The sequence below is a fragment of the Mesorhizobium sp. 8 genome, from assembly GCF_006351905.1.
GTDB lineage: Bacteria > Pseudomonadota > Alphaproteobacteria > Rhizobiales > Rhizobiaceae > Mesorhizobium > Mesorhizobium composti.
On sequence record NZ_CP040914.1, the window covers coordinates 4,504,968 to 4,519,798 of the forward strand.

Sequence of the window (14,831 nt, forward strand, 5' to 3'; positions counted from 1 at the left end):
ATGGTTCTGACATGACAATGACTTATGTGAATCTCGGCAAGACGGGCCTCAAGGTTTCGCGGCTGGCACTGGGCTGCATGACCTATGGCGATCCCAAGGCGGGCACCCACGACTGGGCGCTCGACGAAGCCGGGGCTCGTCCCTTCGTACGGCAGGCAATCGAAGCCGGTATCAACTTCTTCGACACCGCCGACGCCTATTCGGCAGGCGCCAGCGAAGAGGTCGTCGGCAAGCTTTTGAAGGAGCACGCAGCGCGCGAGGATGTCGTCATCGCGACCAAGGTGCATTTCCCCGTCGGCAAGGGCGGACCGAACCGGCAGGGCCTGTCGCGCAAGGCGCTGATGGCCGCCTGCGACGCCAGCCTGAAGCGACTGGGCACGGACTTCATCGACCTCTACCAGATCCATCGCTGGGACCCGCAGACGCCGATCGAGGAAACGCTGCAAGCGCTGGACGACCTCATAAGGGCCGGGAAGGTGCGCTATATCGGCGCCTCGTCGATGTATGCGTGGCAGTTCTCCAAGGCTCTCTACACCTCGACCGTCAACGGCTGGGCGCGGTTCGTCTCCATGCAGCCTCACTACAACCTCCTCTATCGCGAGGAGGAGCGCGAGATCATCCCGCTGTGCCTGGATCAGGGCGTCGCCGTGATTCCGTGGAGCCCGCTGGCGCGCGGCCGGCTGACCAAGGTCGCCTCCGACAGCGACCGCAGCCGGCTCGACCCCTTCGCGCAAAGCCTTTATCTCGCCGAAGACGAGAAGATCATCGAGACAGTGGCCCGTATCGCCAAGGCGCGTGGCGTTCCGATGGCCCAGGTCGCGCTGGCGTGGACGGCAAGCCGGCCCGGCATCACCGCACCGATCATCGGGGCGACCAAGCCGCATCACATTGCCGACGCGGTGGCCGCCCTGTCGATCCAGTTGACGGCCGAAGAGATCGCCGATCTCGAAAAGGACTACGCGCCGCGCGCGGTCTCGGGCCTTTCCCGCTGACGCGCAGCGCTGCATGGCGGCGGCCGTCTTCTTTTTCGCCTCGGTTCGCCGCCTGTAGAAACAAGCGCATCGCCGAAGGCAGATGCTTGTGCCTGATGTGCCATCGTAGGCGCGATGGCATGGGCGAGAGGATGCCGCAGGGGGTGATCGGCTGGAAACTGTGAGGCCCGGCCGCAAACGCCAGCCGGTAGTGCTTAAGCCCGCTCGCGGCACGATCCCTGACAATGGGCGCGACATGCGCCATGACATGGATCGATGCCACCGGGCGGGCTTCCTGTCTGGCGGTGGCGCTTGCGCCGCCGGGGCTGTCCGACGCGCCCTAGGCGGCGGCCTTCTTGTCGGGGCGCGGCGCGAGGCCGGCAGCCTGCTCGCACACCTCGATATGCTTGGCGAGAGCCTGGTTCGACAGCACAGAGCTGATGGTGGTGATGTCGCGCCCCTGGTAGCGCGGCATCTTCTGGATTTCCTTCAGCCGTTCCAGAAGGGATATGCGGGTCATCGCGTTGCTCCTTTGCTGATGATGGTGCGCCCGGTGCCTGGGCCGGAGCGACCCCGATCATGCGCGGATCATCGCTCCGACGGTCGGCCGATGGCGCCGACGTGGTCTGTTCCCCTTTGTCCCCCTTGCCCTCGAAAAGACGGATCGGAAAGCGGCCCTTCAGGCCGCCTTCTTCCGTGCCGCGGCGGCCTTGGCCGCATTGAACGGGATCTCGACGTCGACGGCCAGCGTCGACATCTGCTCGCCGCGTTCCATCTTCACGCTCACCTTGTCCTGGTCGATGTGCATGTGCCTGGAGATGACGCGCAGGATTTCGTCCTTCAGCTTGGCGACGAGGTCCGAGCCGCCGGCGCTGGCGCGCTCGTGCGCCAGCAGCACCTGCAGGCGCTCGCGCGCCGCCGGGGCCGACTGGGGCTTGGAAAAGAGCTTAAACAGCTTCATGCCGCTTTCCTCCCGAAGAACTTGCCGAAGAAGCCCCGCTTCTCGCCCGGAACGGTGACTGGCAGGGCCTCGCCCTTGAGCCGGCGCACGGCGTCGAAATAGGCACGCGACGGCGCGCTGGCCTCGTCCGCCAGCGTGACGGGCGCACCGAGGTTGGAGGCGCGCAGCACGTCCATGCTCTCGGGAATGATGCCGAGCAGCGGGATCGACAGGATCTCCAGCACGTCGTCCACCTTCAGCATGTCGCCGCGCTCGGCCCGCGTCGGGTCGTAGCGGGTGAGCAGCAGGTGTTTTTCCATGCGCTCGCCGTTTTCGGCCTTCAGCGTCTTGGAATCGAGCAGGCCGATGATGCGGTCGGAATCGCGCACCGAGGAGACTTCCGGATTGGTCACCACGATCGCCACGTCGGCATGGCGCATGGCGAGGGTGGCGCCGCGCTCGATACCGGCCGGGCTGTCGCAGATCACCCAGTCGAAGGCTTTCTTCAGCGCCGCGATGACCTTCTCCACGCCTTCGGGCGTCAGGTTGTCCTTGTCGCGCGTCTGCGAGGCGGGCAGCAGGTAGAGCGTTTCGACCCGCTTGTCGCGGATCAGCGCCTGGGTGAGCTTCGCTTCGCCTTGGATGACGTTGACGAGGTCGTAGACGACGCGCCGCTCAGCGCCCATGACGAGATCGAGATTGCGCAGGCCGACGTCGAAATCGACCACGACGACCTTCTCGCCGTTCTGCGCCAGAGCGGCGCCCAGGGCGGCGGAGGACGTGGTCTTGCCCACGCCGCCCTTGCCGGATGTCACCACGATAACCTTGCCCATTGACCTCTCCTGTTATGGACCTCTCGGCCGGGTCCGCCCAAACCCTAGCCGAGTATTCCCGTCTTCAACCCGTTGCTTTCCAGCCAGACCTGTACCGCCTGACCCCGCAGGTCCGGCTCCATGTCTTCCGCCGTCAGGTAGAAGCCGTCGATGGCGATCAGTTCGGCTTCCAGCTTGCGGCAGAAGATGCGGGCCGAGCCATTGCCGGTGGTGCCGGCCAGCGCGCGTCCCCGCAGCGTGCCGTAGACATGGATCGATCCGCCGGCGACGACTTCCGCGCCCGAGGCGACCGAGCCGACGATGGTGACGTCGCCCTCGGGAAAGAACAGCGACTGGCCGGACCGGACCGGCTCGGTGACCACCAGCGAGGCCGTGGCCTGCGCCGGGGCAGGGCCCGCGGCCGCTATCGTTTCCACCGCCGGAGCGTCCTGCGCTTCGTCCGCTTCGCTTTCGGCCGGGGGCTCGAAGTCGGAGGCCGGGCGGCCGTCGCTCATGGCCGGCGGCATGTCCGCCCCGAGCTGCGAGGGCCGTGCGCCTTCGATGCCCATGACGCGGACGTTGCGCCGGCTGAGATCGTCGACGAGCTTGCGCAGCTCGGCCTTGTCGATATCGAGCCCGTCGACGTCGAGCACGACGGGCCGGCGCAGGAAGAAGCCGGCGGAGCGGGCGGCGAGGTCGTCGAGCCCGGCCAGCCAGTCCTCGAAGGGCAGCTCCGGGGCAAGCGACAAAGCGAGAAAGGACCGCCCCTTGAGGCGGATGGGCCGGGGTTTCGTTAACACGATGGTGATCTTGGTTAATTTTCGGTAGCCAAGATGTATCGGTGAAATGGTTAACGAAAAGTTAACGCGGGCCTGTCCGGCTGCGGTTCGGCGCGCCTCTGTCGAAGGGGTGGCGAGACCGGGATCGGCAGGCTGAAAGGCCGCGGTCGCGCCTTTTCGCGCCTCGGCAGCGGTTGCTGGACGCGTCGTTTCCGAACCGCCGGAACGCCTGTGGTCACATCAAATATTTTGTCGCTGCCTGCAAAAACCGCGTGAACGACCGGCCGGCTCGACACCGGGCAGGCGGTGATTCGGATTGGCGGCCCGAAATGCACCGGCCGCCGATCCTGAACGGGCAGGGCAACGGCTCGCTCACCGGCATGACCCTGCGAGAAATTCGGACGGACGCTGCCAGCCCAATGCCGGCTGAACTTGTCGGCCGCCGATGTCGGAAACTCCATCGCCGAAAAGGTGCCGGGCGAATGCCCGCAGACCCCCTTTTTTGCGATATCGAAACTTGTAAACCTGCCCGTGCCGGATGCAACATACGCGCTTGGCGCTGTCTGCCGGACCACCTGTGATGGATGAATATGGTTTCAAGCTTGCCCTCCCCAGTGTCCCAGTCGGTCGCCTCGAGGCTGACGGGCGCAGCGATTTTCCTGGTGGTTACGATCAACCCCGGAGCGGAAGCGGAGGAAACGGTGCGCGAACTGTGCGCCAATCTCTCCAGCCTGCTGCGCGGCGTCGGCTTCCGCAATCTTGAAGGGCAGCTCTCCTGCGTCATGGGATTCGGATCGGATGCCTGGGACAGGCTGTTCGGCGCGCCGAGGCCGAAGGACCTTCACCCATTTCGCGAGATTCGCGGCGTGCACACGGCGGTTTCGACGCCTGGCGACATGCTCTTTCATCTGCGCGCGGCCTCGATGGACCTGTGCTTCGAACTGGCCACGCACGTCATGGCCCGGCTCGCCGGCGCGGTGACCACGGTGGACGAGGTTCATGGCTTCAAGTTCTTCGACGACCGCGACCTGATCGGCTTCGTCGACGGCACCGAGAATCCGGTCGACCAGGGGGCGATCGACGCGACAATCATCGGCGAGGAAGATGCGGCCTTCGCCGGCGGCAGCTACGTCATCGTGCAGAAATATCTCCACGACATCGAACGCTGGAACAAGGTGCCGATCGAGGAGCAGGAGAACATCATCGGCCGCCACAAGCTCTCCGACATCGAGCAGCGCGACGCGGACAAGAAGCCCTACGCCCACAACGTGCTGACCAACATCGAGGAGAACGGCGAGCAGTTGCAGATCGTGCGCGACAACATGCCGTTCGGCGAAGTCGGCAAGGGCGAGTTCGGCACCTATTTCATCGGCTATGCCCGCTCGCCGCACCGCATCGAGAAAATGCTGGAGAACATGTTCGTCGGCAATCCACCGGGAACCTACGACCATCTGCTCGATTTCAGCCGGGCGGTGACGGGCTGCCTGTTCTTCGTGCCGACGGCGGATTTTCTCGACAACGTGACGCTCGAGCCGCCGCAGCCGGCGGCGACACCGGACGATCCCCCACCGACTGACGAGACTCCCGAGCAATCGTCACCCCGCCACGGTTCGCTCGGCATCGGATCCCTGAGAAGAGAGGCTGGCCATGAATAACCTCCATCGCGAACTCGCACCCATTTCCGATGCGGCCTGGGCCGAAATAGAGGAGGAGGCGACGCGCACGCTCAAGCGCCATCTCGGCGCGCGCCGTGTCGTCGACGTCGTCGGGCCGAAAGGGCTCGACTTCTCGGCGGTCGGCACAGGCCATGTCCGGCAGATCGCCGCAACCGGCGACGGCATCCAGTCCGTGCAGCGCGAGGTCAAGGCGCTGGTCGAACTGCGCGTCCCGTTCCAGCTGTCGCGCCAGCAGATCGACGACGTCGAGCGCGGCGCGACCGACTCCGACTGGTCGCCGGTCAAGGAAGCGGCCCAAAAGATCGCTTTCGCGGAGGACCGCGCCGTCTTCGACGGCTATGCCGCCGCCGGCATCCAGGGCATCCGCGAAGGCACCAGCAATGCCGGTGTCGCGCTTCCGGCCAAGGTGGACGATTATCCCGCCGCGGTGGCGCAGGCCATCAGCCAGTTGCGGCTCGCCGGCTGCAACGGGCCTTACGCGCTGGTGCTCGGCGCCGACGCTTACACCGCCGCCAGCGGCGGCAGCGACGACGGCTATCCGATCCTTCATCACATCGAACGCCTTGTCGACGGCGGCATCGTCTGGGCGCCAGCCATTCAGGGCGCATTCGTGCTGACCACCCGTGGCGGCGATTTCGAGCTGGATATCGGCCAGGACATCTCCATCGGCTATGCGAGCCATTCCGGCACCGCCGTCGAACTCTATTTCCAGGAAAGCTTCACCTTCCGCCTGCTGACGACGGAAGCGGTGGTGGTTCTGGAACCGCAGGAGGCATAAGGCGCCACGGCAGGCGCGATCGGAACCGCAACGGGAGGATCGAATGGCCAGCACCCGCGACAGCATCGCCGACATCTGGGGACCGCGAACGCCGATCCTCGGATCGCAATGGCCGGTCCGGGTTGACCAGAACGTCGAGGAGGAACCGGATCGCTGGGTGCAGGCCTGCTGCTTCCTCTGTTCCAACGGCTGCGGCATCGACATCGCCGTCAAGGACGACAGGCCGGGCGGCCGCATCGTCGGCGTGCGCGGGCGCGAGGCCGATGTCGTCAATCGCGGTCGGCTCGGCCCCAAGGGGCTCCATAGCTGGGTCGCCAATGGCAGCCCCGACCGGCTGACCCGCCCGCTCGTCCGTCACGGCGACAGGCTCGAGCCTGCAAGCTGGGACGAGGCGATGGACCTGATCGTCCAGCGCATGAAGGCGGCCAAGGCAAAATACACTGCCGGCTCGATCGGTTTCTACACCTCGGGCCAGCTTTTCGCCGAGGAAAACTACACGCTGAGCGTCATCCGCACCGCCGGCATAGGCACGCTGCACATCGACGGCAACACGCGGCTGTGCACCGCGACCGCCGGTGCCGCACTGAAGGAAACCTTCGGCTCAGACGGCCAGCCCGGCACCTATGGCGACGTCGACGTCACCGACTGCTTCCTCTTCGTCGGCCACGACATGGCCGCGACCGCCACGGTGCTGTGGGCGCGCGTGCTCGACCGACGTCGCGGCGACGCGCCGTCGAAGATGATCGTCATCGATCCGCGCCGCACGGCGACGGCTGCGGAGGCCGACCTGCACATCAAGCCGCGCCTCGGCACCAATGTCGCGGTGATGAACGGCCTGATCCGGGAACTGATCCAGCAGGGCCATGCCGACCGCGCCTTCATCGAGGCGCACACGCTGGGCTATGACGAGCTTGCCAACACCGTCGAGGCCTATACGCCTGAGCGGGTCGCGGAGATCGCGCATATTCCGGCGGATCAAATCCGGCAAGCCGCCGCCATGATCGGTGGTTCCAAAATGCTGCTGTCGACCTGCCTGCAGGGTGTCTACCAGTCCAACCAGGGCACTGCGGCGGCCGTGCAGGTCAACAACGTCAACCTGGTGCTCGGCCGCATCGGCCGGGCCGGCTGCGGCATCTTGCAGATGAACGGCCAGCCGACCGCCGAGAACAGCCGCGAGACCGGCTCGGGCGGCGATCTGTCCGGCTTCCGCAATTTCGACAATCCGCGCCATGTCGAGGAGATGGCGAAGCTGTGGAACGTCGATCCCGCGACGCTGCCGAATTGGGGGCCGCCGACGCATGCGATGCAGATCTTCGACTATGTCGGCGACGGCTCGATCAAGGTGCTGTGGATCATCGGCACCAATCCGGCGGTGTCCTTTCCCGATCTCGGCCGGCTGCGCGAGGACCTGCGCAGACAGGGCGTGTTCGTCATCGTGCAGGATGCCTTCATGACCGAGACGGCGGAGTTTGCCGACGTGGTGCTGCCGGCGGCGATCTGGGGCGAGAAGACCGGCTGCTCGACCAATGTCGATCGCGTCGTCCACTTGAACCACAAGGCGATCGAGCCGCCGGGGGAGGCGCGCTCCGATCTCGACATCTTCCTCGATTTCGCCCGGCGCATGGATTTCCGCGACAAGGACGGCGCGCCGCTGATCAAGTGGAGCGATGCCGAAGGCGCCTTCGACGCCTGGCGCGAATGCTCGCGCGGCCGACCTTGTGACTATTCGGGCCTGAGCTATGAAAAACTCACCGGCGGTTCCGGCATTCCGTGGCCCTGCAACGAAAAGCATCCGGACGGCTCGGATCGCTATTACGCAGACCTCAATTTCGCGACCGACCCCGACTATTGCGAAAGCTACGGCCACGACCTTCTGACTGGCGCTGCGATCACCGAGGAAGATTATCGCGCGAAGAAGCCGAACGGCCGCGCCTTCCTGCGCGCCGCCGAATACGTGCCGCCGGCCGAGGAGCCGGACGCAGCCTATCCGTTCTTCCTCTCGACCGGCCGGGTCGTCTATCACTTCCACACCCGCACCAAGACCGGGCGGTCGAAGGCGTTGCGGGAGGCGGCTCCCGATGCCTTCATCCAGGTAAGCGAGGCGAACGCGGGCCGCCTCGGCGTCAAGGAAGGCGAGATGCTGCGCGTCATCTCGCGGCGCGGAACGGCGGAAGCGCCGGCCCGCGTCGGCGACATCGAGCCCGGCACGCTGTTCATGCCGTTCCACTACGGCTACTGGGACGATCCGGAGCGGGCGCGCGCCGCCAACGAACTGACGCTCTATGAGTGGGACCCGGTCAGCAAGCAGCCGCACTTCAAATATGCCGCCGTCAGGCTGGAGAAGGTGACGGGAGCGCTGCTGCCGCAGCCGGAGGAAACCAAGCGGGAAGCAACGACGGCGGCGGACGTTGGCGAGCCGGCCCGGCCCTGTCTCGCCGACTATATCGGCCTGCTTCTGGCGAACGAGGCATGTCTGGGTCGCGGCTGGGAAAAGCTCCACAAGGCGCATCCGAAAACACCGGACATCGGCCAGCAGGGCGGGCTGTTCAGGATATGGACGAGCGAGAACGTCGCCGCGCTCCAGCCTTTCGTGCAGACATACGGTGAGCGGCGCGAAGGCGAGCCGGAGGCGCTGGACAAGGCGCTCAGGATCGGCCGGCCGGCGACCGGCTTCGGCCTGATGCGCGACCTGCAGGACCTGTGGCTGATGGTGAACGAGAGCACGGTCTCGATTGCCGTGCTGGTCCAGGCCGCCCGCGCGCTCGGCGACGGCGAACTGGAAACCGCCCTGCGCGGCATCGAGAGCCGGAACGAACGCCAGCGCAACTGGTTGTTGTCGCGCATCCGGCAGGCCGCGCCGCAGGCGCTGACGGTCCCGTCCTGATGCGCGCGGCTGCCGAGTGCGGCATTCGCAATATGTTCGCGGCATCGTCGTCGCCCGATGCCGGCTGACAAGCGTTAAAGACAGGGAGAGCGAACGATGGCGAAGCGGTTCAAGGTCGGCGACCATGTAGGCTGGAATTCCGAGGCGGGACACGTTTCGGGAACCATCATCGCGATCCATACGCGCGATTTCGACTACAAGGGCCACACGCACCGCGCTTCGGAAGAAGAACCGCAATACGAGATCAAGAGCGACAAGACCGACCATATTGCCGCCCACAAGGGCAGCGCACTGCATCTCGCCTGACGGGACCGTCCTGGATTCGCTCCAAGTGCGCAAAATCGCCGCTGTCATGGACATTTGCGGCTACTGGCTTGTTCCCTTTGCGGGCGGGTATCGGCTAAAGGCAGGTAACGTCCAAGGAATGCCTGCCCCATGAACTCCTCCGCATCCGCTCCTGAGCGCTCTTCTGCCTCAGGCCCCCTCTTCTTAGGCATCGATACCGGCGGCACCTATACCGACGCCGTGCTGTGGGCCGAGGGCGGAGGCGAAAAGGGCACGGTGCTGGCCAAGGCCAAGGCGCTGACCACCCGTCACGACCTGGCGGTCGGCATTTCCGGCGCGGTCGATGCGGTTCTGGCCAAGGCGGCCTGCGACCCGGCGACGATCAAGCTCGTCTCCATGTCCACCACGCTCGCCACCAACGCGCTGGTCGAAGGGCAGGGCGGGCGCGTCGCGCTGGTCATGATCGGCTTCGGTGAGGACGATCTTGCCCGCGACGGCCTGAAGGGTGCGCTGGGCGCCGATCCGGTGGTGTTCTGCCCAGGCGGCCACGATGTACATGGCAACGCCGCCGATCTCGACCTTGCCGCGCTGGAGGCTGCGCTGCCGGAACTGGCGGAAACGGTTTCGGGCTTCGCGGTCTGTGCCTATTTCGCCACCCGCAATCCCGAGCACGAATTGGCCGCCCGCGACCTGATACGCGAGCGCAGCGGCCTGCCGGTCACCGCCAGCCATGAGCTGTCGGCCAAGCTCGGCGGCCCGCGTCGGGCGCTGACGACGCTGCTCAACGCGCGGCTGATCTCGATGATCGACCGGCTGGTCGCGGCGACCGAAGGTTTCCTCGAAAAACGCGGCATCGCAGCACCCTTGATGGTGGTGCGCGGCGACGGCGCGCTGGTCTCGGCCGCCTTCGCCCGCCAACGGCCGATCGAGACGATCCTGTCGGGACCGGCGGCCTCGCTGGTCGGCGCCCGCCACATGACCGGGCTGGACAACGCCATGGTGTCGGATATCGGCGGCACCACCACCGATGTCGCCGTGCTGGACAAGGGGCGCCCGCGTCTCGATCCCGAGGGCGCCACCGTCGGCGGCTTCCGCACCATGGTGGAGGCGGTCGCCATGCGCACCTTCGGTCTCGGCGGCGATTCCGAGGTGGCGTTCCAGGAAGGCGTGCTCGACCCGCGTCTGGTGCTCGGCCCGCGCCGGCTGGTGCCGCTGTCGCTGGCGGCCGTCACGCATGGCGCGACCGTCATCCGGGAGCTGGAGCGGCAGTTGCGCGCGCCCAACGCCGGCCGCATGGACGCCCGCTTCGCCTTCCGCACCGGCATCCCCGAACGCTTCGCCGCCGGGCTCGGCCGTTCCGAGGCGAAGCTCTACGAGGCGATTACCGCGGTGCCGCAGCCGCTCGACCTGCTGCTGTCCTCCAACGCCCAGAACGCAACGCTGAAAAGGCTGGTGGCGCGCGGCCTCGTGCACATATCGGGCTTCACGCCTTCGGACGCCGCGCACGTGCTCGGCCGGCAGGCGAACTGGAACGGCGAGGCCGCCCGCCTCGGCGCCGAACTGTTCGCCCGCAAGCGCGACGGCCGCGGCCAGGCCGTCGCGGATTCGCCGGAAGCCTTCTGCGCGCGCGTTTTGCGGGCCGTCACCCGCTGGTCCGCCGAATACATACTGGAAACCGCCTTTGCCGAGGACGGGCTGGACGGCGCCGGCACCGTCGCGCATGCGCTGGTGCAGCGCGCCGTGGACGCCTATCCCGGCATCGCCCGCCTCGCTGTTTCGCTTGACCGCCCGGTGATCGGCCTCGGCGCCTCGGCACCGCTGCACTATGCCGGCCTTGCCGCGCTGCTCGGCAACGCCTGCATCGTGCCGGAAGACACCGACGTCGCCAATGCGCTGGGTGCCGTCGTCGGTCAGGTGCGCGTCACCGTCGAGGCGCGCGTGAGCCAGCCCAAGGAAGGGTTGTTCCGCCTGTCCAGCGACAGCGGCATCGTCGATTTCGAGGAGGAGGACCCGGCTGTCGCCGCCGCCGAGGCCGAGGTGCGGTCGCTGGCCGAAAGCCGCGCCACCGAGGCCGGCGCCGACGAGGTCGAGATATCGGTGTCGAAGGAGTTCCGCGTCTCGATCGTCGAGGGGCAGCGCATGTTCGTCGAGGCCGAGATCGTCGCCGTCGCGTCAGGCCGGCCGCGCATTGCGGCGTAAGCGCGGGCATCGGAACGATAGGATAATTGACCCCGGACCGCGAGCGTGCCAAAGGCCCGGCACGACTTGCCGCTTTTCTCCGGCGGCCTTCTTGGAGACTGAGTTAAATGACCGACCGCATCGAGATCGCAGGCCTGCGCATCGCCCCCGAACTACACGACTTCGTCGTGAACGAGGCGGCGCCCGGCACCGGCATCGATGCCGCCGCCTTTTGGAACGGCTTCGCGGCCATCGCGCACGATCTTGCGCCGAAAAACAGGGCGCTGTTGAAGACGCGCGACCATATCCAGGAAAAGATCGACGCCTGGTACAAGCAGAACGGCGCCCCCGTCGACATGGCCGCCTACAAGGGCTTCCTGAAGGAGATCGGCTATCTGGTGCCGGAAGGCCCGGCCTTTGCGGTGAAGACCGAGAATGTCGATCCCGAGATCGCCACCATAGCCGGTCCGCAGCTCGTCGTGCCGGTAATGAACGCGCGCTATGCGCTCAACGCCGCCAACGCCCGCTGGGGCTCGCTCTACGACGCGCTCTACGGCACCGATGCCATCCCCGAGACGAACGGTGCGGAAAAGGGCAAGGGTTACAATCCCAAGCGCGGCGAGAAGGTCATCGCCTGGGCCAAGGCTTTCCTCGATCAGTCCGCGCCGCTGGCGTCCGGTTCGTGGAAGGATGTGACCGGCATGTCGGTGTCGGGCGGCGCGCTTGCCCTCAGGACGGCCGCGGGTACGGCCACGTTGAAGGACCCGGCGCAGTTCGTTGGCTATCGCGGCGACGCGGCCGATCCGGAAGCGGTCCTGCTCGAGCGCCATGGCCTGCATGTCGAGGTCGTCGTCAACCGGGAAAGCCCCATCGGCAAGGCAGACCCGGCCGGCATTTCAGACATGATCCTCGAAGCCGCCATCACCACCATCCAGGACTGCGAGGATTCCATCGCGGCCGTCGATGCCGAGGACAAGGTCGTCGCCTATCGCAATTGGCTCGGCCTGATGAAGGGCGATCTTTCGGAAACCTTCGAGAAGGGCGGCAAGACGATGACGCGCCGCCTCAACGGCGACCGCAGCTACACCGCGCCGGACGGCTCGACGCTGACACTGCCCGGTCGCTCGCTGATGCTGGTGCGCAATGTCGGCCACCTGATGACCAATCCGGCCGTGCTGCTGGCCGACGGTTCGGAAGTGCCGGAAGGCATTCTGGACGCCGCCGTCACCGCGCTGATTGCCCTTCACGATGTTGGCAAGAACGGCGCGCGCAAAAACTCCCGCGCCGGCTCGATGTATGTCGTCAAGCCGAAGATGCACGGGCCGGAAGAAGTCGCCTTCGCGGCCGAGATCTTCGACCACGTGGAAAAGCTGGTCGGCATGAAGCCCAACACCATCAAGATGGGCATCATGGACGAGGAGCGGCGCACCACCGTCAACCTCAAGGAAGCCATCCGCGCAGCCAAGGACCGCGTGGTGTTCATCAACACCGGCTTCCTCGACCGTACCGGCGACGAGATCCACACCTCCATGGAAGCCGGCCCGATGATCCGCAAGGGCGACATGAAGCAGGCCGCCTGGATCGCGGCTTACGAGAACTGGAACGTCGACACCGGCCTGGAATGCGGGCTGGAAGGCCGCGCCCAGATCGGCAAGGGCATGTGGGCGATGCCCGACCTGATGGCGGCGATGCTGGAACAGAAGATCGCTCATCCCGAGGCCGGCGCCAACACCGCCTGGGTGCCGTCGCCGACGGCCGCCACGCTTCACGCCACGCACTACCACAAGGTCGATGTGCATGCGGTGCAGGATAAGCTGAAAGGCCGCGCCAAGGCGAAGCTCGACGATATCCTCTCCGTGCCGGTCGCGGTGCGGCCGAACTGGTCGGCCGAGGACATCCAGAAGGAACTGGACAACAACGCGCAAGGCATCCTCGGCTATGTCGTGCGCTGGATCGACCAGGGCGTCGGCTGCTCCAAGGTGCCGGACATCAACGATGTGGGCCTGATGGAAGACCGCGCGACGCTGCGCATCTCATCCCAGCACATCGCCAACTGGCTGCATCACGGCGTCTGCAAGGAAGCGCAGGTGATGGAGACGATGAAGCGCATGGCCGCCGTGGTGGATCGCCAGAATGCCGGCGACCCGCTTTACCGCCCGATGGCGCCGGATTTCGACAAGTCCATCGCCTTCCAGGCCGCCTGTGACCTCGTCTTCAAGGGCCGCGTCCAGCCCAACGGCTACACCGAGCCGGTGCTGCACGCACGTCGGCTGGAGCTGAAGGCAAGGGACCGAGCCGGAATTTAACCACTACCGTGGCGTGGCGTGCGCAAATGACCCTCCTCGCCATAGACTGTTCCGCCAATCTGTGCGCGGCCTGCGTCTATGACGCTGGGGCCGGCAAGGAGCTGGGCAGAACAGTGCTCGACCTGGGCAAGGGGCATGCCGAGCACCTGATGGGGGTAATCGAGGGTGCGCTGGGTCAGGCCGGCAAGTCCTATGCCGATCTCGACGCCGTTGCCGTCTCTATCGGACCCGGTTCCTTCACCGGCCTGCGCGTCGGCGTTGCTACCGCGCGCGGGCTGGCGCTGGCGCTGAAAATCCCGGCCATCGGCGTCACCACGCTGGAAGCGCTGGCTGCCGAGGCTCGGCAATCTTTTCCGGGCCGGCCGATCTTCGCCGCCCTCGACGGCGGGCGTGGCGAAATCCACGCCGCCCTTTACGATGAATTGGCTGTTCTGCGCTACGGTCCGGCCGTGACCACGCTGGAGGAGGCCGTTGCGATGGTGACTGAGGGGACGGTGCTTGCCGGCAACGCGGGGGAGCGGATCGCGGAAGCGGCCGGCGGGTCTTTCGACTTCGGGCCGCTCGGCGCCACCGCGGATATCGCCGTCTACGCCAGCCTCGCCGCCGAAAAAGAGCCGGGCGAGAAGCCGAAGCCGCTTTATCTGCGCGACGCCGACGCCAAGCCGCAGGCCGGGTTCGTGCTGCCGAGGGCGCGCTGATGCGCATTCCCTTCCTGCCGCAGCGCCCGAAGGACTATGCGCTGGAGCCGCTGACGCCGGAGGACAGCGATGCCGTATCGATCCTTCATCGCGAGGATTTCGTCCGTCCGTGGACGGGTGGCGAGTTCGCCGCGCTGCTGGAGCAGGACACGGTGTTCGGCTTTGCGGCGAAAGAGGTGGGAAATCCCCGGGCCGGCATCGTCGGCTTCGTGCTGGCGCGGCTGGCGGCCGGCGAGGGCGAGATCCTCACCGTGGCGGTCGCCCGCAGCCATCGCCGGCAGGGCATCGGCTGGCAGTTGATGGACGCGGTGCTGCGGCAATTGCACGGCGACCGTGCCGAAGCCTTGTTTCTTGAAGTGGACGAGACGAACGCGCCGGCCACCGCGCTCTATCGCCGGCTCGGCTTTCGCGAGGTCGGCAAGCGGCCCGATTACTATCGCTCGCCCGAACGCGGTCCGACCGGGGCGCTTGTCATGCGCCGCGATCTCCGCTAGCCGGCAAATCCGGCAAATGCGCCGAGAGAG

At 66.5% G+C, this 14,831-nt stretch carries 13 protein-coding genes; 9 read left to right on the forward strand and 4 right to left on the reverse strand.

Annotated elements, in window-relative coordinates; translation table 11 throughout:
- Window positions 1–17 precede the first annotated feature (17 nt).
- Window positions 18–992, forward strand: a complete 975-nt coding sequence (locus FGU64_RS21740; protein WP_139955507.1) for an aldo/keto reductase — start codon at window positions 18–20, stop codon at window positions 990–992.
- A gap of 319 nt (window positions 993–1,311) precedes the next feature.
- On the opposite strand, the gene FGU64_RS21745 is transcribed toward FGU64_RS21740, so the two are convergent.
- From FGU64_RS21745 to minC, 4 genes are all read right to left on the reverse strand, one after another.
- Window positions 1,312–1,491: a hypothetical protein gene (locus FGU64_RS21745; RefSeq protein ID WP_136359373.1), complete on the reverse strand. Its 180-nt coding sequence runs from the start codon at window positions 1,489–1,491 to the stop codon at window positions 1,312–1,314.
- Window positions 1,492–1,650: 159 nt separating this feature from the next.
- A complete protein-coding gene (minE, locus tag FGU64_RS21750; protein ID WP_136359372.1) occupies window positions 1,651–1,932 on the reverse strand; it encodes a cell division topological specificity factor MinE in 282 nt (93 codons plus the stop codon).
- The gene (minD, locus tag FGU64_RS21755) at window positions 1,929–2,744 is read right to left on the reverse strand and encodes a septum site-determining protein MinD (RefSeq protein WP_136359371.1); all 816 of its coding nucleotides are present in this window, start codon (window positions 2,742–2,744) and stop codon (window positions 1,929–1,931) included. Before minD ends, minE begins: the two co-directional genes overlap by 4 nt.
- A gap of 44 nt (window positions 2,745–2,788) precedes the next feature.
- Window positions 2,789–3,532 carry a septum site-determining protein MinC gene (minC, locus tag FGU64_RS21760; RefSeq protein WP_139954998.1) on the reverse strand — a complete coding sequence of 248 codons (744 nt, stop codon included), beginning with the start codon at window positions 3,530–3,532 and terminating at the stop codon, window positions 2,789–2,791.
- A 560-nt stretch (window positions 3,533–4,092) separates the two neighbouring features.
- On the opposite strand from minC, the gene FGU64_RS21765 reads away from it, so the two are divergent.
- The 8 genes from FGU64_RS21765 to rimI all read left to right on the forward strand — a co-directional run bounded on the left by FGU64_RS21765 (window position 4,093) and on the right by rimI (window position 14,801).
- On the forward strand, window positions 4,093–5,157 hold the full coding sequence (locus tag FGU64_RS21765; protein WP_139954999.1) for a Dyp-type peroxidase: 1,065 nt from the start codon (window positions 4,093–4,095) through the stop codon (window positions 5,155–5,157).
- Window positions 5,150–5,956 (forward strand): family 1 encapsulin nanocompartment shell protein, encoded by an 807-nt coding sequence (locus FGU64_RS21770; RefSeq protein WP_139955000.1) that lies wholly within the window; start codon window positions 5,150–5,152, stop codon window positions 5,954–5,956. The genes FGU64_RS21765 and FGU64_RS21770 overlap by 8 nt, the downstream gene beginning before the upstream one ends.
- Window positions 5,957–5,999: 43 nt before the next feature.
- On the forward strand, window positions 6,000–8,840 hold the full coding sequence (locus FGU64_RS21775; RefSeq protein ID WP_139955001.1) for a nitrate reductase: 2,841 nt from the start codon (window positions 6,000–6,002) through the stop codon (window positions 8,838–8,840).
- Window positions 8,841–8,936: 96 nt separating this feature from the next.
- On the forward strand, window positions 8,937–9,146 hold the full coding sequence (locus FGU64_RS21780) for a DUF2945 domain-containing protein (protein WP_139955002.1): 210 nt from the start codon (window positions 8,937–8,939) through the stop codon (window positions 9,144–9,146).
- A gap of 129 nt (window positions 9,147–9,275) precedes the next feature.
- Complete coding sequence (locus tag FGU64_RS21785; RefSeq protein WP_139955003.1) at window positions 9,276–11,324, forward strand: hydantoinase/oxoprolinase family protein; 2,049 nt, start codon at window positions 9,276–9,278, stop codon at window positions 11,322–11,324.
- A 107-nt stretch (window positions 11,325–11,431) separates the two neighbouring features.
- Window positions 11,432–13,609, forward strand: coding sequence for a malate synthase G (locus FGU64_RS21790; RefSeq protein WP_139955004.1), 2,178 nt, complete (start codon window positions 11,432–11,434; stop codon window positions 13,607–13,609).
- A gap of 26 nt (window positions 13,610–13,635) precedes the next feature.
- Window positions 13,636–14,307, forward strand: coding sequence for a tRNA (adenosine(37)-N6)-threonylcarbamoyltransferase complex dimerization subunit type 1 TsaB (gene tsaB / locus FGU64_RS21795; RefSeq protein WP_139955005.1), 672 nt, complete (start codon window positions 13,636–13,638; stop codon window positions 14,305–14,307).
- Window positions 14,307–14,801: a ribosomal protein S18-alanine N-acetyltransferase gene (gene rimI, locus FGU64_RS21800; RefSeq protein ID WP_139955006.1), complete on the forward strand. Its 495-nt coding sequence runs from the start codon at window positions 14,307–14,309 to the stop codon at window positions 14,799–14,801. The genes tsaB and rimI overlap by 1 nt, the downstream gene beginning before the upstream one ends.
- Window positions 14,802–14,831: the final 30 nt, after the last annotated feature.